This window comes from Novosphingobium malaysiense (assembly GCF_000802225.1).
Taxonomy (GTDB): domain Bacteria; phylum Pseudomonadota; class Alphaproteobacteria; order Sphingomonadales; family Sphingomonadaceae; genus Novosphingobium; species Novosphingobium malaysiense.
Genome location: NZ_JTDI01000002.1, coordinates 569,525 through 590,705, shown reverse-complemented (window position 1 = coordinate 590,705; position 21,181 = coordinate 569,525). Strand labels below are relative to the sequence as shown.

Here is a 21,181-nt window from a genome sequence, read left to right as displayed (position 1 = left end):
GGGCTTGATGCGATGGCTCGGCTTTGGCGGGACCAGGCGCGAGACATTCGAAACGGCATCGTCCGTGGAAGCGCCCGCGTTGCCGTTTGACGGCCAGGAACGGCTCGAAGCTCTTGCCGAGATTTCGCAGTTTGTCGTCGAACACGACTTGCCGGTCACGCCGTTCGTGCTGGAAGCGGCGCATGATATCGTCACCGGCGCCAACCCGGCGCTGGCCGCCTTGACCGCCGCCCGTCTGGCTGATGGCGACGGCGTGACGACGGAATGGCTTGAGCAGGTGCGCAATGCGTATGCCGCAAGGGACGGATCGGCGGAGCTTCTTGCTCTCATCATGAGACTGGAAGCCACCATCGACGCCTTTTCGGTCACCGCCAGCGCAGCGCAGACGGCTACCGACGACTACAATTCCGCGCTCGAGGCCCATGTGGACGGGCTGGCCGCCATCGACAGCGGCGGCGACGTGATAGCGCAGATCACGACGCTGGCGCGCGACATGCTCGACCGTACACGCGAAGTCGCCCGTGCGTTGGCCCGATCCGAGCGCGAATCCAACGCACTGCAACAGCAGCTTGCAGACGCACGCGCCGAGGCCGAGATCGATCACCTGACCGGCCTGCCCAATCGCAGGGCATTCGAAACGCGCTACAACGAGGAATACGCAGCCACGCGCGAAAGCGGTGAAGCGCTGTGCGTGGCCTTTTGCGACATCGACGAGTTCAAACGTATCAACGATAAGCATGGGCATGAAGCCGGCGACCGGGTCTTGCGCACGGTGGCCCAGTCGCTTGCGACCATATCCGACGATAAATGCCATGTGGCGCGCCACGGCGGCGAGGAGTTCGTTGTCCTGCTGCGCGACAGGTCGCTGGAGGAAGCCTGCGCGATCGTGGACGAAGCGCGAGAAGCCATTGCCGCAAGACGCCTGATCAACCGCATGACCGACGTCCCATTCGGCCGCATCACCCTTTCCGCCGGAGTGGCCGACGTTCACGCCTATCACGACCCTCGCGAAGCCTTGCGGGCGGCCGATGATGCGCTGCTGCGGGCCAAGGAAGCAGGTCGTAACGTGGTATTGAAGGCAGACGGAGCGGATTGAACCTGCTGCGGACGCGCTCTACTCTCGGCGGAAAGGACCCGGGAGAAAGCCATGACCGTTTCGCTGGACAACGTTTTCGTCGCCACCTGCCTGCAATCGCTCGAGAGCCTGTCCGGTCTCGTGAACAAGGCCGAGGCGCATTGCACCGAGCACGGCAAACCCGCCGAAACCCTGACGGACGCGCGTCTGGCACCGGACATGTGGCCGTTCGCCAAGCAGGTCTTCGAAGCCGGCCATCATTCCGCGCGTGCCGTTGCCGGCGTACGGGCGGGCGTGTTCCATCCCGAGATCGATCCGGTGCCCAACAACTTTGCAGCGCTGCGAAAGGAAATCGATGAATCGATTGCCTTTCTCAAGACAATCCCGGCAGGCGAACTGGATGCCATTGCCGGGCGCGACATGCGTTTCGAATTCGGCTCCATGCGCATGGATTTTACTGTCGAGGATTTTCTAACCAGCTTTTCGTTGCCGAACTTTTTCTTTCACAGCACGACCGCTTACGCCATTTTGCGAAATCATGGGCTCGACGTCGGCAAGCGCGACTATCTCGGGAAGGTCCGCGTCAAAGAATAAACATTCTCAAATTGGCCGCTATTTAAAATCACAGACCGCGCACCGCAGCCAGAGAAGGAGGATACGTTCGGAAATTTCGGGCAAAACACCTAAACAGTTACGATCGGTTAACTTTTTTTGCATACGTTCCAGCCATAGCTATTGGGTGAGACGCGGTGCAAAAAGAAGGACTCCTGGCGCCAAACAACCGACAGAACCGGGGCATCCGGTATGCCATGAACTCGATCATGGCCCTGAACGTTGCTGCAGCTGTTGCCATTCTCCTCCTGGACGCACGCTTTACGCTAATTGCCGGTGCAATCGCGGCAACCTGCTCTATCTCGGTACTCGTCGTGGCGCTGGCCGCTACCCGGATCGCCGTTCAGGACATGCAGGAACACATAGCGCTGTTCGAACAAGCCCGTGACAGCACACGCCAGATCGAAGAACTCTTCGCTATGACGGACATGCTCCAGGCAGCCGAGGATCATGACGATGCCGGCGCCGTGCTGATGGCGACTTCCGATCGCCTGCTGCCCGAATTTGGCGGCGCGCTCTATGTCTTCAACAATTCTCGCGATCGCCTGGATCTGGCCAAGGCATGGAACATCACCGAGGGGTTCGAACCATCGCCCACGCTGCTTCCCGGCAATTGCTGGGCCCTGAAGCGCGGCAAGCCGCACATCAACGATGCCAGTTCCAACACCCTTTGCTGCATGCACCATCTAGGTTCGGCCGCGACGGTGGAAGTGCCGATGATGGCCCGGGGCCAGGTTTTCGGCCTGCTGATGCTCGCCTATGACGGGCCTAGCGCTTTCACCCACCTCAAGGGCATCCGCAGGATCGCCCGCGCCCTTGCCGATTCCATGTCGCTGGCGCTGTCCAACATCGCCTTGCGCGAAAAGCTGCGCACCCAGTCGCTTCGCGACCCGCTCACCGGCCTCTACAACCGCCGCTACATGGAAGATGCGCTCGAACGTTACCTCAGCCTCGCCGAACGGACCGGGGCCGCGACTTCGGTCGTGATGATCGACCTCGACAATTTCAAGCGGCTCAACGACGACTACGGCCACGCCAAGGGCGACGCCGTGCTGCGCGATGTAGCCGGGCAATTCGTGGGGGCCCTGCGTCCGTCCGACGTCGTGGCCCGCTACGGCGGCGAGGAATTGATGGTCATCCTGCCGAACTGCGGTGTCGAGGACGCGGTGTCCAAGGCCGAAATGCTGCGGCTGCGGATCGAAAGCCTTTCCGAAGTGCATGGCGTCCCGATCAGCGCCTCTTTCGGCGTCGCCACCGTCCCGGAGACGGCATCCAACGCCGCCGATGTCATTCCGATGGCCGACGCCGCGCTCTACGCAGCCAAGGAGGCAGGCAAGAACCGGGTCGTGGCTGCGGAAAAGCGCGCGTCGTCCAGCGACGGGACATCCGCCGCAGGCCCGCGTCTCGCCGTTACAGGCTGAGCGCGCCTCCCGGCAATCTCAGGGCCAAATCGGCGCCCCGGTTACGAGGCGATCCCCCGATCGGGCAATGGGTCGTTGCGGGAAATCATCACGTCGACTTCATCCAGAGCCTGTGCCAGCGGAACGCGCAGAACGCCGCCCTGGGCCCTATGCCACTCGGCAATGTCTTCGTCGACCGACATGCCGCCGAATGCCGAGGGCGCCTGAACTTCCCGTGTCACGCTGGCATCCAGCGTTTCCGCAGAGACCGGCAGATGCGGCAGCACGCTCGCGGTCTGCGCATTGGCGAAATGAACGCCGATGACGCTGACGTGGTAGACCCGGCGTCCCTCCTCGATCTCGATCTTCTGGATCTTGACCAGCGATCCGGCATCCTGCGCGCGTGTGGCGTATTGCCACACCTGCCCTTCGGCATAGTCCCGGGGTTCGGCCATAGCGGAAACGGGAAAGACGGCGAGCACCAGCGAGGCGGCGGCGAGAATTTTGCTTAACATGCGGAAACCATGGTTTGCCCCGGCGCTGCGGTCAATCGCGCGAAAGCCGATGTTCCGTTTTGAGAGGCCGCGCCCGGCAAACCTTTCCGCGAGCGACGAATGCACTGCGGCAGTGCATCAGCAGCAGGACGGGCGAAGCCGCCACTGCCTGCCGCCCACCAAGGAAAAGGGGCCACGCAACGGCGCGGCCCCTTCCCTTTACTGTACCCTGACGGGTCTGGCTCAGTCTTCCTTCAGGAAGGCAGGCATGTGGTTCGGATCGCCACCTTCGTCCTTGTCGCGACGCGGACCGCGATCGCGGCCACCACCGCCACCGCGGCGCGGACCACGACGGTCACCGCCACGACCGCCTTCACGGTCGCCGCGCGGCGCCTTGGGCGGACGGGTGTCTTCCAGCTCTTCGCCGGTTTCCTGGTCGACCACGCGCATCGACAGGCGGACCTTGCCGCGGTTGTCGATCTCGAGGACCTTGACCTTCACTTCCTGACCTTCCGAAACGACGTCGGTCGGCTTCTCGACGCGCTCGTTTTTCATTTCGGAGACGTGGACGAGGCCGTCCTTGCCGCCCATGAAGTTCACGAAGGCACCGAAGTCGACGATGTTGACCACCTTGCCGGTGTAGATCTTGCCGACTTCCGGTTCCTCGACAATGCCCTGGATCCAGGCCTTGGCAGCCTCGATCTGGTTGATGTCGGAGGACGAGATCTTGATCACGCCTTCGTCGTCGATGTCGACCTTGGCGCCGGTCTCGGCGACGATCTCGCGGATCACCTTGCCGCCGGTGCCGATGACGTCGCGGATCTTCGACTTGTCGATCTGGATCGTCTCGATGCGCGGGGCGTGGGCCGAAAGCTCGGTGCGGGCCGAACCGAGGGCCTTCTGCATTTCACCCAGGATGTGCGCGCGGCCGGCCTTCGCCTGCTCCAGCGCCTTGCCCATGATTTCCTTGGTGATGCCGGCGATCTTGATGTCCATCTGCATCGTGGTGATGCCGTTCTCGGTGCCGGCCACCTTGAAGTCCATGTCGCCGAGGTGATCCTCGTCGCCCAGGATGTCCGAAAGGACGGCGAACTCGTCGCCTTCGAGGATCAGGCCCATGGCGATGCCCGAAACCGGACGCTCGAGCGGAACGCCCGCGTCCATCATCGAAAGGCAGCCACCGCAGATCGTCGCCATCGAGGACGAGCCGTTGGACTCGGTGATGTCGGACAGGATGCGGATGGTGTAGGGGAAGTCTTCCTTGCTCGGCAGCACCGGATGCAGCGCGCGCCATGCCAGCTTGCCGTGGCCGATCTCGCGACGGCCCGGGGCACCGAAGCGGCCCACTTCACCGACCGAGTAGGGCGGGAAGTTGTAGTGCAGCATGAACGGCGAGTACGACAGGCCTTCGAGGCCGTCGATCATCTGCTCGCTGTCCTTGGTGCCCAGCGTGGTGGTGCAGATCGCCTGCGTTTCACCGCGGGTGAACAGCGCCGAACCGTGGGTGCGCGGCAGGAAGCCGACCATCGAATCGATCGGGCGGACCTGATCGAGCTTGCGGCCGTCGATGCGGGTGCCGTCCTTGAGGATGGCGCCGCGAACGATGTCCGCTTCCACCTTCTTCATGGTCTTGATGGCGACCATCTGGGTCTGCGCGTCGGCGTCGGCGAAAGCTTCCTTGGCCTTGGCGCGCGCCTCGTTGAGGGCGTTCGAGCGGGCCGACTTGTCGGTCAGCTTGTAGGCGGCGGCGACATCGGCGCCGACCACTTCCTTGAGCTTGTCCTTGATCGCCGAGTTGTCGCTGATTGCGATTTCCCAGGGTTCCTTGGCAGCCTTCTCGGCCAGGTCGATGATGAGGTTGACGACCTTCTTGCACTCGTCATGCGCGAACATGACAGCGCCGAGCATCTCGTCCTCGGCCAGTTCCTTGGCTTCCGATTCCACCATCATCACGGCTTCGCCGGTGGCGGCGACGACGAGGTCGAGGCGGCCATCTTCGAGAGCGGCAGACTGCTTCGGGTTGAGCGTGTATTCGCCGTCGACGAAGCCGACGCGGCAGGCGCCGATCGGGCCCATGAAAGGCACGCCGGAAATAGTGAGCGCGGCCGAAGCGGCGATCATGGCAACGACATCGGGCTCGGTCTCGCCGTCATAGGACATGACCTGCGCGATGCAGTTGATCTCGTTGTAGAAGCCTTCCGGGAACAGCGGGCGCACCGGACGGTCGATCAGGCGGCTGGTCAGCGTTTCCTTTTCGGTCGCTCCGCGTTCACGCTTGAAGAAGCCGCCGGGGATACGGCCGGCGGACGAGAACTTTTCCTGGTAGTGGACGGTGAGCGGGAAGAAGTCCTGGCCTTCCTTCACCGACTTGGCGGCCGTGACAGCGCACAGCACGACAGTTTCGCCATAAGTGGCGAGGACCGCGCCGTCAGCCTGGCGGGCTATGCGGCCGGTTTCCAGAGTGAGGGTCTTTCCGCCCCACTCCATGGATACGGTTTTTACGTCGAACATATAGAGTTTCCTCAACCCACCGGCCCTATTGCCTGGCGGGGTTTACTGCCGGGGATACCGTCCCGGTCCGGTGCGGGGCATGTGTCGCCCCTTCGGCTGAAACTTCGCCGGATTGCGAAGCCCGCCCCTTTTCGTGATCCCAAATCCGGGATCCTGTGCCTTCGAGCCATGTCTTGCGGCGGAAGGCTTGTAACGTACTGCCGCTTTCACGGCCAGCGCTCCCGACGCCCTGCCGGGATGACGCCCTCTTTGGGCAACGCAAATGCGAAACGGCCCGCCAGTGGCGGGCCGAAATCTTGCGTTACTTACGCAGACCCAGCTTCTGGATCAGTGCGTTGTAGCGCTCGACGTCCTTCTTCTTGAGGTAGTCGAGCAGCGAGCGGCGCTTGTTGACCATGGCCAGCAGACCGCGACGCGAATGGTTGTCCTTGTGGTGCGTCTTGAAGTGTTCGGTCAGGTTGACGATGCGCTCGGTGAGGATCGCGACCTGGACTTCCGGGCTGCCCGTGTCCTGATTGCCACGTGCGTTGTCCGAAATGATTTCCTGCTTCTTCTCAGCGGTAACCGACATTCATTCTACTCCGCGACATCGGTGAGATTGAACCCCCTGACAACCCGGACGTCTCCGCCCGAAAGCTCCACCAGCGCAACAGGAACATTCCCTTGCCGCGCCCAGTAAAGCCCGTCTTCGTGGGGCGACCCGGTAAGAACGCGGCCCTGCCGGACCGCCCTTGCCTGCTCCGGATCGAGGTCGATGGCCGGGATGTCGTCCAGCCCCGCCTCCAGCGGCAAGAGTATCTGTTCAAGAGGCGCGCCCTTACCGGTTTCGTTCAGTTTGTCCAGCGAAATCGCGTGGGACAGGTCGAACGGGCCGGCCTGAGTGCGGCGAAGCATGGTCACCGTGCCGCATGAGCCGAGGGCTTGCGCGATGTCGCGCGCCAGGGACCGGATATAGGTTCCCTTGGAGACTTTTGCGAGGAGCGTGGCCCCTTCGGTTTCGTCGAAATGTTCGAGAGACAGGGCGAACACCGTGACCCGCCGGGCCTTCAGCGCCACCTCTTCGCCCGCCCGCGCCAGATCATAGGCGCGCTGGCCATCGATTTTCAGCGCGGAGTATGCGGGAGGGATCTGTTCGATCGGGCCGGTGAACTGCGGCAACGCCTGCTCCACCTGCCCACGCGTCGGACGCACATCGCTGGTGGCGATCACCGCGCCTTCGAGGTCGAGCGTATCGGTCTCCTCACCGAAGCGGACGGTGAATTCATAGGTCTTGCTCGCATCGAGCATTCGCCCGGTGAGCTTGGTCGCCTCGCCCAGGGCCACCGGCAGGATGCCACTCGCCAGCGGATCGAGCGTGCCGCCGTGCCCGACCTTCACCTTCTTGCCATAGCCCGCCTCGCGCAGATTGCGCTTCACGGCAGCCACGGCCTGCGTCGAGCCGAGCCCGACAGGCTTGTCGAGAATGACCCATCCGCTGGGCGCCGGACGGGTTGGAGGGGAGGCCTGCGTCATGGCGCCCCCATGGGCGCCACGGACGCGTCGGTCAACGGCGGTGCCGGCTTACCCTTTGGCCTTGTCCTTGGCCTCATGCTTACCCGGAGGCGCATCGACCTTTTCGAAGGACACGAACGGATAGCGCTGGCCGTGAATGTAGACCGCACTCCACCGGTCGAGCGTGCCGTTTGGCCGGGTGTCGAGAGCGATGAACTCGACGAACGGCAGGTCCGGCGAGTAACCCATCAGTTCGGCCTTGTACCAGTTGTCGTGATTGTCCTCGAAATAGACCGTGCGGTTGCCGTCGGCGCGCCAGTCCCACACGCCGCCGTGATTGGCGAAGGGAATGGAGGCCCCGCTCCGGGTCTTGGCGGGGGCCTCTGCATGCGCATTTGCAGCCAGCGCAGGCAAGGGCGCAGCGGCCATCATCGCGATCGGAAGTATAAGAGAAAGGCGTTTCATCGCAGGTCCTTTCCGGTCTGTCCTGCCATCCCCGCCCCTGTAAAATCGGCACTCGCGGCCTCGGCCGCAAGGCGGTGAGACAAAGTCATACAAACCTGAATTGTCCGAAGCGACCGCTCACAGGCCTGCAACGGCCCGTGCCAGGTGGTAATAGTGCTCCCCGATCCACCGCACCGGCGGGACCACGACCCGCTCGATCACGTTCCAGTCGGGAAACAGCTGCGGAATCACCAGCAGCACCAGAAACAGCAGTACGAAACCAAAGGGCCTCAACCGCTCGTACTGTCGCGCTGCAGGTGGCGGCAGCACGCCTTCGACGATGTGCGATCCGTCGAAGGGCGGGATCGGCAGGAGATTGAAGAACGCCAGGAAGACGTTGATCATGATGAAATTGTTGAAGTTGTCGGCCACGAACTGAAGCGACGGGGAAGAACTGTCTCCGGCGAAACGCACCAGCAGGCCCAGCAGCACCGCACCGATGGCGGCAAGCACCAGGTTCATCCCCGGACCTGCCGCCGCCACCGCCATCATGCCCCGGCGCGGATCGTGTAGCCGCCACTTGTTGACCGGCACCGGCTTGGCCCATCCGAACGCCGTATGCGTGGTCAGCCACAGCATGCCGGGCAGGATGATCGTACCGAACGGATCGACGTGGCGCAGCGGATTGAAGCTGAGCCGACGCTGCTCGTGCGCGGTCGGATCGCCGAGCATCCGTGCCACCCAGCCGTGTGCGACTTCATGGAACACGATCGCGATGATCAGGGGAATGATGATCGCTGCGGCCTGCAGCAGGAATTCGCTCATAGCTCCCATCTAGGACGGGCGGGAGCCCACCGCAACGGCGGGTCAGACGGGATAGCCGAGATCGTCGAGCGGAAGATCGCGCATCGCCATCAGGCGGCGGTTGCTTTGCGGATAGTGTTCGGCGATCCGCCGGCGGAGCCGATCGGACAGCCGTGCCGGACTGCGGTTGATCACCGGCACCCGGCCCACCAGCCACTTCGCGCCATGCCGCAGGACCTGCCCGCCCGGCAGATCGACGATCCTGTCCTTGTTGACGACCGACTGGCGGGTAAACAGGTTGACCGCGCGCATCGCCGTCAGTCCGGCAGCACCGAGCGATCGGTTCGCGCGCGATCCCTCGGGCGGCAGGGCGTCCAGTGACAGGCCCAGGTCCTTCTCCATGCGCTTCAGCATGGAGGAGCGATCCTGCAACCATTCGTAGGGATAGACGTGGACCCGTTCTGCGCCGAACAGGCTGTCGTAGTGGGATACGAGGCGATCGTATTCGAAGTGCTCGAACTCGAAGACCGGCGCCTTCCAGGGCCGCGTCAGCGCCCCGCGCACGAAGCGGGCGGTCTCGAAATAGCGCCGCGCACTCCAGGTCCCGCCACCCGAGACATATTGCGCATAACTGGCGCGGCAGATGTCCAACTGGTTGCGGATGAACACGACGATCCGCGCGTCGGGAAAGACCGCCTTGACGCGGCGGGCCATCTCCGGCGCGAGGAACCCGTGCAGGCCGCCGTTGTGGATGTAACCGGAGAGGTTTTCCTCGCTGAGCAGGACCGGCCGGTTGCGGCCTTGCAGCGACAGGACGCGGCGCGCGTTGTCGGCACAGAAATGCAGGCCCGATGGTGCAAGCAAGGCATCCTGCACCGCCTTGCGCGGCACGAAGTCATGACTGGTGGCGCGCGGGAAGACCTGTTCCTGCAACCAGGTGGTGGCCGTCTTGTGATAGCCAAGATGGACGATGGCATTCTGCATGTGCGACCCGTTCCGTGTTTTTTGCGGTTACGGAGAAATTGGCCTTCCAACGTTGCAGGAAGATTTCTGTATCTGACACTACCCCTCGCGTTTTTGCGGGGGGCTGCCCCATCCACGGGCCGAACTGATGAATTCAGGCCGGGCCGGGGCTCAACGGCCGAGCGCCTCGCTGAAATGGCGACGGCACAGGGCCACGTACCGGTCGTTGCCGCCGATCTCGGCCTGGGGCCCTTCGTTGACGGCCCGGCCCGCGGCATCGACGCGCAGATTCATCGAGGCCTTGCGCCCGCAGTGGCACACGGCCTTCAGTTCGACGAGGGTATCGGCAAGGCCGAGCAGGGCCGCCGAACCGGGAAACAGCTGCCCGCGGAAATCGGTACGCAGCCCATAGCAGAGCACCGGAATGTTCGCCTTGTCGGCAATGTCGGCGCACTGCCACACCTGCTCGGGCGTAAGAAACTGCGCCTCGTCCACGAGCACGCAGGACAGCGGCTCCACCGCATGGGTGTCCTGGACGCGGTTCAGCAGGTCGGTTTCACGGGAAAAGCGATGCGCCCCGGCATGCAGGCCGATGCGGCTTTCGATGGCGTGTCCGTCGCCCCGCTGCCCGCTGCGGTCGTCGAGCTCCGCCGTCCAGAGCATCGTGCGCATTCCGCGCTCGTTGTAGTTGAAATTCGCCTGCAGCAGCGTCGCGGACTTCCCCGCATTCATGCTGGCGTAGTAAAAGTAGAGCTTTGCCATGAATACTGGGGATAACACCGCGTCATTTGCCGCGCACGGGATTGCGCATGCTTCTCCCCGGATTGAATGAATCCAGCCATCGCGATTTAGGGGAATACTGCCGGGAACGCAGGGGGCAGGCATGAAAAGAGTATTGGCGATGATCGCGGTCTTCGGGCTCAGCGCCCTGATGGCCGCCTATGTCGGCCTTGCGCCAATCGCCTCTCCCACCGATTCCCCGGCCGCCCGACGCATCCTGTCCCTGCTCGATGAAGCGGCGGCCCACGCCATTGCGCTGGGTGGACGAAATGCCGCGATCATTGCATTTCTCCTGCTCGGTATCGTGCTCGTCCTGCTTGTCGCCCTGACCATCGGCGAAGGGCCGGTGGACAGGAAAGCGGCAAAGTCCAGGCGGCCCGATGAAGCATCGCCCGCCTATGCGGCGCCGGGCCCGGTATGGCGCCCCGAACCGATGTCGCAGGAAGACAGGATCGCCAGCCTGCGCCGTCGCGCCATCGGCGATAGTGCCGAAGCCGCAGGCCCGGATGCGGGCAATGGGCCACGGCCGGTCGTGCTGATACGCAAGCCGAGAGAACGGGACCGCGACTGGTTCGATGATCGCAGCTGGCTGGGCGGACTGCCTCGGCTCGGTGAAGCTGCCTGGCCTTGCGATACAGGCGGCACGCCCCTGCCCTTCGCGGCGCAGATCGATCTTGCCGAACTCGCTGCGGCCTGCCCCGAAAGTCCCTTGCCGCATACGGGTTCGTTGGCGTTCTTCCTCGGCACGGGCGCCGTGGTCGCAGTGCCGGAAGGCCATTGGGACTTCGCCGAACCGCCGCAGAACCTGCCTCCGGCCTTCGACGAGGGCGGTTTCTCCCTGCCGACGAAAGCCAATCGCCTTAGCCGCCATTTCTTTCCATTCTGGCCGGTTGAACCCGTCGCTCTCGATTTGCCGGAAGTGCTGCGCGGCCCCGGCGACGCAGCGCATCGACAGGAAACCGAAACTGTCATGACCGACCTGCTCGCGCCTCATGCAGCCCCGCGCAATGGGCCTTTCGGCGCCGAGGGTTCACCCTATCTGTGGTGGCATGGGGTCAATCACCTGGCCGACCAGCTTCATGTCGCAATCGAAGAGGCAAAACGCCCGGTGGCGCTAAGGCGCGACAGCGTTCGGCAGGCAGAAGAAGCGGTCGCCGCCATCGAGGCCGACGGAGGCCCGGACGATGCCCGCCTCGAGGCCGCCCGCGAACATCTTGCCCAGCGGCAGGCGGACCTCGCGGCGATAGAAGCCCAACGCGACGGCATTCCCGACATGATCGCCGCGCTCGAACAGTTCGTGGCCGGGCGGGACCCTTGGCAGCAGCTCACGGCCGAGGAATACGGGCTCATCGAGGAGTTCCTCGCCGAGCTGCATGCCAACTGTTCCGAAGTCGTTCGCTACAACGCGCCGCTCACGCTCGCGGACCTTGCAGCCCTTTCGCTGCGCACGATGGTGACCGATGCGCCCGAAGCCCTGGCAGCCATGCCTGACGACCAACTGGACAGGATCAACCGCGAATACCGTCTGCCGATACGCCACCAGCACCAGATGTTCGGCCCCGGCGCCGGCCGGCAATCTACCGAGCATGCCCAAGCCGGCGAAATCCTGCTCCTGCAACTCGCCTACGATGACATGATGGAATGGCGCTGGGGCGAACTGGGTATGTTCCAGTTCTGGATAAGCCCGCAGGATGCCGCCGCCGGGCGATGGGAGAATGCGCGCCTTTTGTTCGAGGAAGCCTGAGCCCCGGACGCCTCAGGCTTCGGCCAGCAACACTTCGGCCAAGGCCTCGGGGCGCGTGTTCATGACCTGGTGGCCCGCATCGACACGCACGATTCTTCGCGCATGGAGCCGGTCGGCGAACCGCTCCTGCCACTCCACCGGCAGGACGCCGTCCCGCAGGGTGACGACATAGCTCGACGGGATGCCGCGCAGGTGTTCGTAACGCCAGTCGCTGTAGGTGTAGGCGCTCGCTGGCCAATTATCCTTGCCCAGCTTTCCCAGGAACTCGGACCGCCGGGGTTCTGCCATGTCGTTGCAGAACATGGCGGCGAAGCGCTCCTCCATCGCTGCATCCGGCCCGAGCGGGTAGCCGACCTCGTCCGGGCTCTCGCCATGGCGCCCCTGCCCCATCTGCTGAAGTGTATTGAGGCCCTTGAGGGGGGCTGAGCACGCCACGTAGACGAGCTTGCTGACAAGGCCCGGCGGCGCGAGTTCGGCAATGTGCGGCAGCGTCATGCCCGCCTGCGAATGGCCGACCAGAACGACATCGAGCATGCCGGCCCGTTCTATGTCCGCAATCAGTTCCCGGGTGGTGTCGGCAAAGGCATAGCCTGACGTATCCACTCCCCGCTTGCTCCCGCAACCGGGGGCATCGAGCGCCAGGCATTGGGCCCTGCCTTGGGACTGGCGGCCGACGGCCACGATCGTCTCGTCCCAGACCCAGCTTCCCTGCCCGCCTCCATGAAGGAATACGAACTGCGCCATTCTTCCGTCTCCCTGCTCTATTCCTGCAAAGAGATACCGCGAATCCGCCGGCAGGGAATGGGTAGTTCCCCCAGCATCGTCGCGGGGATGGGAATGCTAGTCGTCGAGGTCGCGCCTGACGCGGGGATCGTTCAACAGGGCATCGATCCGGCTCGCCTCGTCGAACGTCTCGTCGGATCGAAAGCGAAGCTTGGCGGCGAACTTCAGCTTGAGGCGCTGCGCCACTTCGCGCTGGAAATAGGCGGTGTTGGTGCGCAGCGCCTTGAGCACGGCTTCCTCATCCTGACCGAGCAAGGGCTTCACGTAGACGGTGGCCTGCCGAAGGTCCGGCGTCATGCGCACTTCGGTGACGGAAACGGAGTGCGCGGTGAGCGTATCGTCATGGACCTGCTGCCGGGCGAGAATTTCGCTGATCACATGGCGCACCTGTTCGCCCACCTTGAGCAGGCGGACGGAATGCTGTTCGGGCGTGAATTGCTGACGTGCCATCGTCCGGGACCATGTGGGAGGCGCGGTATATTTTGCAACACTTGCTCGCGCCGCAAAAGCGAAAGTGCGAAGTTATCCTCGTGAAACGCCGCCGAAGCGACCGCAGTGGCCCGCACCGCGCCGGATCCGGCTCACATCTTGGCGAGAATACGTGCCAGCGATCGAACATTGCGCGCCGTGCCGCGGCAGCCCAACCGCCGTTCTATGAAGGCGCTCGTAAGCTTGCTGTCGCCGACACCGTTCACATAGTCGATGTACAGGCAGCGCTCGCCCAGTGCCATTTTCTCGTCCCCTCTTTCCTGGTGGTCGCTCACCAGCTTGTCGAACCTGGCCCGATCAGGCTGACACTCGAGAAAGTGAGTGTGGACGAACTTGTCGTCGCTACCGCCAACAAAAGGGTTGTCCTCCACAGCTGACCGGAGCTCGTCCTTCGTGCGCACCGCAACGAAGCTGTCGATGTCGAAACGATCGCGCATCATGTAGGCAAAGAGCTCTTCGAGCCCGTCGGTCGGACGTTCGTCGAAATCGAACAGGACGTTGCCGCTGGCCACCACCGTCTCGACATTCTCGAATGCCTCGCGCTCGAAGGCATAGCGCAAGTCCGCCATCTTCAGGCGATTGCCGCCGACGTTGATCGAACCGAACAGGGCGAGATAGCGGGTCATGGGTGGACTCCGATCAATGGCAGCATCGCGATACCGGCAAACGCGGGGCTGAGGAAAAGCCTGCATCCACGCACCTCGTAAACGGCGTCCAGCAGGCAACCCGCTGCCTTCTGTTCCTCATCGTCTTCGCCGCTCCCGCCGTCCTGCGCCAGGAAACACAAGTCGCTCATGCCGGCCGGTCGGGCTACACCCGCCGAAGCGCGCAACGGCCGCTGCCGGACAAACCGACAGCGGCCGCTGGACATTCTCAGGAACCGCGAGGTTACCCGATCGTGCGTTCGCGCTCGCTGACTTCAAAGACTTCGAGGTGGTCACCCGCCTTGATGTCGTTGGTATCCGCCAGCACCACGCCGCATTCCAGACCGGTACGGACTTCGTCGACGTCGTCCTTGAAGCGGCGCAGCGACGCGATGGTCGTGGCCGAAACGATGACGTCGTTGCGGGTGAGACGGGCACTGAGACCCTTGCGGATGAAGCCCTCGATGACAAGCAGGCCAGCGGCCTTGTCCTTCTTGCCGGCCGGGAAGACCTGCTTGACCTCTGCACGGCCGACGACGGTCTCGACGCGTTCGGGGCCCCAGATGCCGGCCATTTCCTTGGCGACTTCCTCGGTCAGTTCGTAGATGACGTCGTAGTACATCATCCGCGTCTTCGACTGCTCGATCTGCTCGCGCGCCTTGGCGTTCGGGCGGACGTTGAAGCCGATGATCGGCGCGCCCGAGGCCGAAGCCAGCGACACGTCGGTCTCGGTGATGGCGCCCACGCCCGAGTGCAGGATGCGAACCTTGATCTCGTCGTTCGAAAGGTTGTGAAGCGCGTTGTTGATCGCTTCCACCGACCCCTGCACGTCCGCCTTGATCACCACCGGATACTCGATGACGTTCTGCTTGGCGGCGAGCGCCGAGAACATCGTGTCGAGGCTGGCCGGAGCCGTGGCAGTGCGCTTGGCCGTCGCCTGTTCCTGACGATAGGACGAGACTTCGCGGGCACGCTGCTCGCTTTCGACGACATTGAGCATGTCGCCTGCCATCGGCACACCGCTGAGGCCGAGAACCTCGACCGGCGTGGACGGGCCCGCTTCCTTCACCTGACGGCCCTTGTCGTCGTTCATCGCGCGCACACGGCCGCTCTCGGTGCCGACGACGAAGATGTCGCCCCGCTTGAGCGTGCCGCGGTTGACGAGAACGGTCGCGACCGGACCCTTGCCCTTGTCGAGCTTGGCTTCGATGACTGTGGCCTCGGCCGGGCGATCGGGGTTGGCCTTGAGTTCCATGAACTCGGCCTGCAACAGGATCTTCTCGATCAGCTCTTCCAGACCCTTGCCGGTCTTGGCCGAGACTTCGACGTCCTGCACGTCACCCGACATCTCCTCGACGATCACTTCGTGCTCGAGCAGGCGTTCGCGGATCCGCTGCGGGTTCGCGTCTTCCTTGTCGCACTTGTTGATCGCCACGATCATCGGCACGCCGGCGGCCTTGGTGTGATTGATGGCCTCGATCGTCTGCGGCATGATGCCGTCATCGGCTGCCACCACGAGAATGACGATGTCGGTGACGTTGGCACCGCGCATGCGCATCTGCGTGAAGGCCGCGTGGCCCGGCGTGTCGAGAACGGTGACTTCGTCGCCGCTCTTGGTCTTGATCTGGTAGGCGCCGATATGCTGCGTGATGCCACCGGCCTCGCCGCGCACCACGTCGGTGCCACGCAGAGCGTCGAGCAGGCTCGTCTTGCCGTGGTCGACGTGGCCCATGATCGCCACCACCGGCGCGCGCGGCTTGAGCGATTCCTCGGTATCGACGTCCGTGGAGGTGTCGATATCGATATCGCTTTCCGAAACGCGCTCGATGTTGTGGCCGAATTCGGTGACCAGCAGTTCGGCGGTATCCTGGTCGATCGTCTGGTTGACGGTGACCATCATGCCCATGTTGAACAGCGCCTTCACCAGGTCGGCGCCCTTCTCGGCCATGCGGTTGGCCAGTTCCTGAACGGTAATCGCCTCCGGAACGATGACGTCGCGCACCTGCTTTTCACGCGGCTGGCTCTGACCGGAGAAGTGGGCACGACGCTCCTTCTCGCGGGCACGCTTGAGCGCGGCGAGCGAACGGGCGCGTGCACCCTCGTCCTCGTTGAGCGCGCGAGTGACCGTGAGCTTGCCCGACTGGCGGCGATCCTTGCGATCGCCGCCGCGTGAGGGCGGAGCCCCCTTCTTGCCGGAGTCGGCCTTCTTCGGCGCACCACCGCCCGATGATTCCGCCTTGCGGGGTTCGGGGCGCTGCACCGGGGTAAACTTGCGCGGCGCCGGAACCGGCGTGGCAGCTTCCTCTGCCTGCTCGGCAGGTTCCTGGGCCTTGGCAGCAGGCGCTTCCGCCTTCGGCTCCGGCTCCTTTTCCTCGGGCGCAGGAGCCTTGGCGGCTTCCTCTTCCGCCTTGGCGGCGGCTGCGGCAGCCTCTTCCTCGACGCGGCGATTCTCTTCCGCCCGGCGCTTTTCCTCCTCCAGCGCGCGCAGCTTTTCTTCCTGCTCGCGGCGGTTGGCTTCCTCGAGCGCGGCAAGGCGGGCTTCCTCGGCCTCGCGCAGCAGGCGCGCCTGCATTTCCTGACGAGTCTCGCCCGCCGGAGCCGCCGGCTTCTTCGGCGCGGGCTTGGGCGCCGGCGCAGGCTTCTTCGGCGCAGGCTTGGGAGCGGGCGCTTCGGTCTTGGCCTCGGCAGGCGCCTCCGAACCGGGCTTGCCGATCAGCTTGCGGCGCTTCACCTCGACCACGACCTTGTTGGTACGACCGTGGCTGAAGGTCTGCTTGACCTCACCCGCTTCCACCGAGCGCTTAAGCCCAAGCGGCTTGCGGCCCAGGGTCGGTTTGTTGTCGGTCTCGCTCATATCTCTCGTTTTGCCCTTCAATCTCAATTCGTCGTCACGGGCGCAGCTGGCGCCTGCCCGGTTACATCATCCGTGTCGGCCGCGTTCCAATCGGCCTGCCCCTGGAAATGCAGGAGGCGCTGCAGTTGCAAAGCGACTCGTTCGGCCGCTCCACGGTCATTCAGCGCCAGGTGAACGACGTTGTCGCGGCCCAATGCCACAGACAGCGTCTCCCGGTCCAGAGGCAAGCGCGTGCCCATGAGACCGCTTCCTTCCGCCTCGCGCCCGACCCGCCAGGCCTGATCGAGCTTTCGCGAACCGTCTTCGCTCGCGTCGGCGGCATGACCGAGCCAGGCAACCCGGCCCTCGCGCGCATTCTGCGCAATGCGGTCCGAGCCCATGAGCAGCTTGCCCGATTTGAGTTCGAGCCCAAGCCGCTCGGTCAGCGCGCGGGTCAGCGCCTGTTCGATCCTCTCGGCAAGGTCGTCGGGGATGGAAAGCGGCGCGCCCTTGTATGCGCGCGCCAGCGCTCCCTTTAGTTTGCCCTTCGCGACGGCTTTTTCAAGGTCCGCGCGCGCAACGCCGATCCACGCCCCGCGCCCGGGGGCACGTGCGTGCACGTCGGGAAGCACCACCCCGTCCGGCGAAATCGCCAGACGCAGCAGTTCATCCCGCGCAGCCTTCCGGCCGGAAAGGATGCAAGTCCTCTCCGCCCTGGCGTTGTCGATGTCGGAGCTTACGCGCTCATTGCGAGGATTCCGCATCGGCGGCCTCCCCGGAATCGGCAGCGGGCTCTTCGTCCTCGAACCAGTGCGCACGCGCTGCCATGATGATTTCGTTGCCCTGCTCTTCGGTCAGACCGTACTCGCCAAGCACGCCGCCCTTGTCCTCTTCGCGGGCGCGGCGATTGACCGAGCCGTCGCGACGGCGCTGCTCGGTGCGCTTCTTGGCAATGAGCTCGTCGGTGGCGAGATCGGCAACGTCGTCGAGCGTCTTGATCCCTGCCTTGCCGAGCGTGACCAGCATGGCCTCGGTCAGGTGCGGCAGTTCGGCAATGGCGTCCTCGACACCGAGCGAACGGCGCTCCTCGCGGGCCGCTTCCTCGCGGCGCTCGAGCGCTTCGTGGGCGCGGCTCTGCAGTTCCTCGGCGAGTTCCTCGTCGAAGCCCTCGATCGCGGCCAGTTCGTTCATGTCGATGTAGGCGACTTCCTCGAGCTCGGTGAAGCCTTCGGCCACCAGCAGCTGCGAGAGGGTCTCGTCGACGTCGAGTTCGTCCTCGAACATCTTGGAGCGTTCCTGGAATTCCTTCTGACGCTTCTCCGAAGCCTCGGCTTCGGTCATGATGTCGATCTGCGAGCCCGTGAGCTGGCTGGCGAGGCGAACGTTCTGGCCACGGCGGCCGATTGCCAGCGAAAGCTGGTCATCGGGCACGACGACTTCGATGCGGCTCTCTTCCTCGTCGATGACGACGCGGCTGACAGTCGCGGGCTGGAGCGCGTTGACGACGAAGGTCGCGGTGTCTTCGCTCCAGGGAATGATGTCGATCTTCTCGCCTTGCAGTTCCTGCACGACGGCCTGCACGCGGCTGCCCTTCATGCCGACGCAGGCGCCGACGGGGTCGATCGAATGATCGTGGCTGATCACGCCGATCTTGGCGCGCGAGCCGGGATCGCGGGCAGCGGCCTTGATCTCGATGATGCCGTCGTAGATCTCGGGCACTTCCTGCGCGAAGAGCTTCTTCATGAACTCGGGGTGCGCGCGGGAAAGGAAGATCTGCGGGCCGCGGTTCTGGCGCTCGACGCGCAGCACGATGGCGCGCACGCGCTCACCGACGCGGGCGGCTTCGCGCGGGATCTGCTGATCGCGGCGGATCACGCCCTCGGCGCGGCCGAGGTTGACGATGACGTGGCCGAATTCGACCGACTTGATCACGCCGGTGATCACTTCACCCACGCGATCCTTGAATTCCTCGTACTGGCGCTCGCGCTCGGCATCGCGGACCTTCTGGAAGATCACCTGCTTGGCCGACTGCGCATCGATACGGCCGAGATCGACCGGCGGCAGCGGGTCGACGATGAAGTCGCCCAGCTTCGAGCCCGGCTGCAGCTTCTCGGCCTGCTTGAGATCGACCTGCTTGAAGTAGTCCTCGACTTCCTCGACCACTTCGACGACGCGCCACAGACGCAGATCGCCGGTACGCGGATCGAGCTTCGCGCGGATGTCGTTCTCGGCACCGTAGCGGTTGCGGGCCGACTTCTGGATCGCCTCTTCCATCGCCTCGATGACGATCGACTTGTCGATCATCTTCTCCGACGCGACGGAGTTCGCGATAGCAAGCAGCTCGGCGCGGTTGGCGGAAATCGCACTGGCCATTGTCAGTCTTCCTGTTCCTCGAAAATCTCGTCGGCGCCGCTGGTATCGAGCGGGCGGGTTGCGGCTATCAGCTTGTCGGTCAGGACAAGCCTTGCAGAATGAATATTGGTCAGCGGGAAGCTGACACGGCCGGACTTGCGGTCCTCAAGCGTGACCACTTCGGAACCGGGATCGCCCTCGATACCGATCAGGTCCCCGTGGAGCGCCTTGCGGTTTCCGGCGACGGGTTCGGTCAGGTTGATGCGGGCCTCGTGCCCGGCCCAGTCGGCATAGTCCTTCGGCCGGGTAAGCGGTCGGTCGATGCCCGGCGAGCTGACCTCGAGCCGGTAGGCACCGTCGACCAGCACTTCGCCAGCTTCCTCGAGCGCGTCCATGCGATCGGAAATGCGGTGCGAAAGCTGCACGCAGTCGTCGAGCACGAGCTGCCCGGTCTTGGGGTTCTCGGCCATGACCTGCAGCGCCAGTTCGTCATCACCGACCTCGCTCTTGCCGAAGATGCGCACGCGCACGAGATCGAAGCCGAGGGCAGTTACCTCGGGCTCGATGACTTGCGTGAGGCGGGCGATATCGGCCACGCGGGCATTCTCCAGTCTAAAACGATCGGTCGGTGCGGCATCGATGCAACGCAGTTTCGCGCCGGCCCCTTCCGGCGCCAGCCCGATCCTTGTTTCACCAATGTCGGGATGAGGGCCAGATAGGCGCATTCCCCCAAAAAGGCAAGGGGCCGGCGTGCGCTTTTGCTTCGTGTGCCTCAAGCCTGCGTGCGCCGGGAAATTCCCGGCGCACGCAGGCCGCCACTCCCCAGTGGCCGACTCCTGCACCACGGCGCTCGAGCACGCCGTACTGCGGGATCCCTTGCCCCTGCCCAAGGGCAGTCAACCGTTTCAAGCCCCCGGCATTCAGGCCATGAGACCGGCTTCGCGCATGCTCACTGCCGCATGGCCGGCAACGATGAGATGATCGTGAAACTCCATGTCCATGGCCTGGGCGACGGCGCCGAGCGCGCGAGTCGCCCTGATGTCTCCGGCGCTGGGCCGGGCATCGCCTGAAGGGTGGTTGTGGACGAGAACGAAGCCGCTCGCGTCGATTCTGAACGCATGCTCGAAAAGGTCGCGATAGCGCACGGACACGCAGGCGAGCCCGCTACCGCCACACACCTGATGCCCGCACAGCCTGCCGCTCTCATCATACAGCACTTGCAGGAGCACTTCGTGCCGCAGCCCGCCCATCGATCGCACGAGGATTTCGAAGAGAGGCGCAGCTAGCGGTTTGATCCTGCTGCGAAACGGCACCAGATCTGCCAGGCTGGATCGGAGCCATCGCGCCGAAGCCGGCGCAGATGGAACAGCACGCCCAATAAGATCGCGATCAGGGCGCCGAACGTCGGCGCTCCGCGCATCACGGCATAGACCATGGGATGGATGGTTATGTCCGCCCATCTTGCGAAGTGCGCGCTTAAGCTCAAGATCTGCAGCGATGTTGCCCATAGGGGCCAAATCCTCCGCGCCTCCAGGGCAAGATAGCCAAAGGCCAGGAAACCGGTCACGTCGGACAGGAAGGAGAACGTGTCGACGGAAGTCCATCCGGAAGGAAGGATTCGATCCCCCACAGACTGCAGCCCCCACATGAAGAGGATCGCAGCCGCGCCGAACCGCTCCGGCGTGCCGCCTTTCCAGACGGCCACGGGAACGGCCAGGGCGAGGAGCAGAAAAAACGCAATCTGCAGCGGATTCGTCAAACC

General features: G+C 64.1%; 22 protein-coding genes. 4 read left to right on the top strand and 18 right to left on the bottom strand.

Annotation, left to right across the window (positions count from 1 at the left end; all coding sequences use genetic code 11):
- Nucleotides 1-7: 7 nt before the first annotated feature.
- The 3 genes from LK12_RS07740 (at nt 8) to LK12_RS07730 (ending at nt 3,108) form a co-directional block, all read left to right on the top strand.
- Nucleotides 8-1,096: a GGDEF domain-containing protein gene (locus tag LK12_RS07740; protein ID WP_231568285.1), complete on the top strand. Its 1,089-nt coding sequence runs from the start codon at nt 8-10 to the stop codon at nt 1,094-1,096.
- 51 nt (nt 1,097-1,147) lie between these two features.
- Complete coding sequence (locus LK12_RS07735) at nt 1,148-1,669, top strand: DUF1993 domain-containing protein (RefSeq protein ID WP_039281332.1); 522 nt, start codon at nt 1,148-1,150, stop codon at nt 1,667-1,669.
- Nucleotides 1,670-1,896: 227 nt separating this feature from the next.
- On the top strand, nt 1,897-3,108 hold the full coding sequence (locus tag LK12_RS07730) for a sensor domain-containing diguanylate cyclase (RefSeq protein ID WP_197063487.1): 1,212 nt from the start codon (nt 1,897-1,899) through the stop codon (nt 3,106-3,108).
- Between the two features lie 41 nt (nt 3,109-3,149).
- Here LK12_RS07730 and LK12_RS23765 read toward each other — a convergent pair whose 3' ends face one another.
- The 8 genes from LK12_RS23765 to LK12_RS07690 all read right to left on the bottom strand — a co-directional run bounded on the left by LK12_RS23765 (nt 3,150) and on the right by LK12_RS07690 (nt 10,556).
- On the bottom strand, nt 3,150-3,602 hold the full coding sequence (locus tag LK12_RS23765; RefSeq protein ID WP_052223248.1) for a hypothetical protein: 453 nt from the start codon (nt 3,600-3,602) through the stop codon (nt 3,150-3,152).
- A gap of 222 nt (nt 3,603-3,824) precedes the next feature.
- A complete protein-coding gene (gene pnp, locus LK12_RS07720; protein WP_039281329.1) occupies nt 3,825-6,092 on the bottom strand; it encodes a polyribonucleotide nucleotidyltransferase in 2,268 nt (755 codons plus the stop codon).
- Nucleotides 6,093-6,393: 301 nt separating this feature from the next.
- Nucleotides 6,394-6,663 carry a 30S ribosomal protein S15 gene (gene rpsO / locus LK12_RS07715; RefSeq protein ID WP_039281325.1) on the bottom strand — a complete coding sequence of 90 codons (270 nt, stop codon included), beginning with the start codon at nt 6,661-6,663 and terminating at the stop codon, nt 6,394-6,396.
- A 5-nt stretch (nt 6,664-6,668) separates the two neighbouring features.
- Complete coding sequence (truB, locus tag LK12_RS07710) at nt 6,669-7,604, bottom strand: tRNA pseudouridine(55) synthase TruB (protein ID WP_052223247.1); 936 nt, start codon at nt 7,602-7,604, stop codon at nt 6,669-6,671.
- Between the two features lie 48 nt (nt 7,605-7,652).
- Complete coding sequence (locus tag LK12_RS07705) at nt 7,653-8,048, bottom strand: DUF6491 family protein (protein WP_052223246.1); 396 nt, start codon at nt 8,046-8,048, stop codon at nt 7,653-7,655.
- 117 nt (nt 8,049-8,165) lie between these two features.
- Nucleotides 8,166-8,852 (bottom strand): site-2 protease family protein, encoded by a 687-nt coding sequence (locus LK12_RS07700; protein ID WP_039281322.1) that lies wholly within the window; start codon nt 8,850-8,852, stop codon nt 8,166-8,168.
- 42 nt (nt 8,853-8,894) lie between these two features.
- On the bottom strand, nt 8,895-9,815 hold the full coding sequence (locus tag LK12_RS07695) for a sulfotransferase family protein (protein ID WP_039281319.1): 921 nt from the start codon (nt 9,813-9,815) through the stop codon (nt 8,895-8,897).
- A 150-nt stretch (nt 9,816-9,965) separates the two neighbouring features.
- Nucleotides 9,966-10,556, bottom strand: coding sequence for a thymidine kinase (locus tag LK12_RS07690; RefSeq protein WP_039281318.1), 591 nt, complete (start codon nt 10,554-10,556; stop codon nt 9,966-9,968).
- Between the two features lie 121 nt (nt 10,557-10,677).
- On the opposite strand from LK12_RS07690, the gene LK12_RS07685 reads away from it, so the two are divergent.
- Nucleotides 10,678-12,318 (top strand): DUF1963 domain-containing protein, encoded by a 1,641-nt coding sequence (locus LK12_RS07685; RefSeq protein ID WP_039281315.1) that lies wholly within the window; start codon nt 10,678-10,680, stop codon nt 12,316-12,318.
- A 12-nt stretch (nt 12,319-12,330) separates the two neighbouring features.
- On the opposite strand, the gene LK12_RS07680 is transcribed toward LK12_RS07685, so the two are convergent.
- The 10 genes from LK12_RS07680 to LK12_RS24590 all read right to left on the bottom strand — a co-directional run bounded on the left by LK12_RS07680 (nt 12,331) and on the right by LK12_RS24590 (nt 21,178).
- The gene (locus tag LK12_RS07680; protein ID WP_039281313.1) at nt 12,331-13,062 is read right to left on the bottom strand and encodes an alpha/beta fold hydrolase; all 732 of its coding nucleotides are present in this window, start codon (nt 13,060-13,062) and stop codon (nt 12,331-12,333) included.
- A gap of 96 nt (nt 13,063-13,158) precedes the next feature.
- A complete protein-coding gene (rbfA, locus tag LK12_RS07675) occupies nt 13,159-13,551 on the bottom strand; it encodes a 30S ribosome-binding factor RbfA (RefSeq protein ID WP_039281311.1) in 393 nt (130 codons plus the stop codon).
- Nucleotides 13,552-13,682: 131 nt separating this feature from the next.
- Nucleotides 13,683-14,216 (bottom strand): DUF1697 domain-containing protein, encoded by a 534-nt coding sequence (locus LK12_RS07670; RefSeq protein WP_039281308.1) that lies wholly within the window; start codon nt 14,214-14,216, stop codon nt 13,683-13,685.
- The gene (locus LK12_RS24600) at nt 14,213-14,386 is read right to left on the bottom strand and encodes a hypothetical protein (RefSeq protein WP_156135423.1); all 174 of its coding nucleotides are present in this window, start codon (nt 14,384-14,386) and stop codon (nt 14,213-14,215) included. Before LK12_RS24600 ends, LK12_RS07670 begins: the two co-directional genes overlap by 4 nt.
- Before the next feature lie 92 nt (nt 14,387-14,478).
- Entirely contained in the window at nt 14,479-17,088 is a 2,610-nt protein-coding gene (infB, locus tag LK12_RS07665; protein ID WP_039281305.1) for a translation initiation factor IF-2, read from the bottom strand.
- Nucleotides 17,089-17,111: 23 nt separating this feature from the next.
- Nucleotides 17,112-17,831 (bottom strand): DUF448 domain-containing protein, encoded by a 720-nt coding sequence (locus tag LK12_RS07660; protein WP_039281303.1) that lies wholly within the window; start codon nt 17,829-17,831, stop codon nt 17,112-17,114.
- The gene (nusA, locus tag LK12_RS07655) at nt 17,812-19,440 is read right to left on the bottom strand and encodes a transcription termination factor NusA (RefSeq protein ID WP_039281300.1); all 1,629 of its coding nucleotides are present in this window, start codon (nt 19,438-19,440) and stop codon (nt 17,812-17,814) included. The genes LK12_RS07660 and nusA overlap by 20 nt, the downstream gene beginning before the upstream one ends.
- Before the next feature lie 2 nt (nt 19,441-19,442).
- A complete protein-coding gene (gene rimP / locus LK12_RS07650) occupies nt 19,443-20,015 on the bottom strand; it encodes a ribosome maturation protein RimP (protein ID WP_039281298.1) in 573 nt (190 codons plus the stop codon).
- 324 nt (nt 20,016-20,339) lie between these two features.
- Entirely contained in the window at nt 20,340-20,732 is a 393-nt protein-coding gene (locus LK12_RS24595) for a JAB domain-containing protein (protein WP_269430654.1), read from the bottom strand.
- Entirely contained in the window at nt 20,702-21,178 is a 477-nt protein-coding gene (locus tag LK12_RS24590) for a hypothetical protein (RefSeq protein WP_156135421.1), read from the bottom strand. The genes LK12_RS24595 and LK12_RS24590 overlap by 31 nt, the downstream gene beginning before the upstream one ends.
- Nucleotides 21,179-21,181 lie beyond the last annotated feature (3 nt).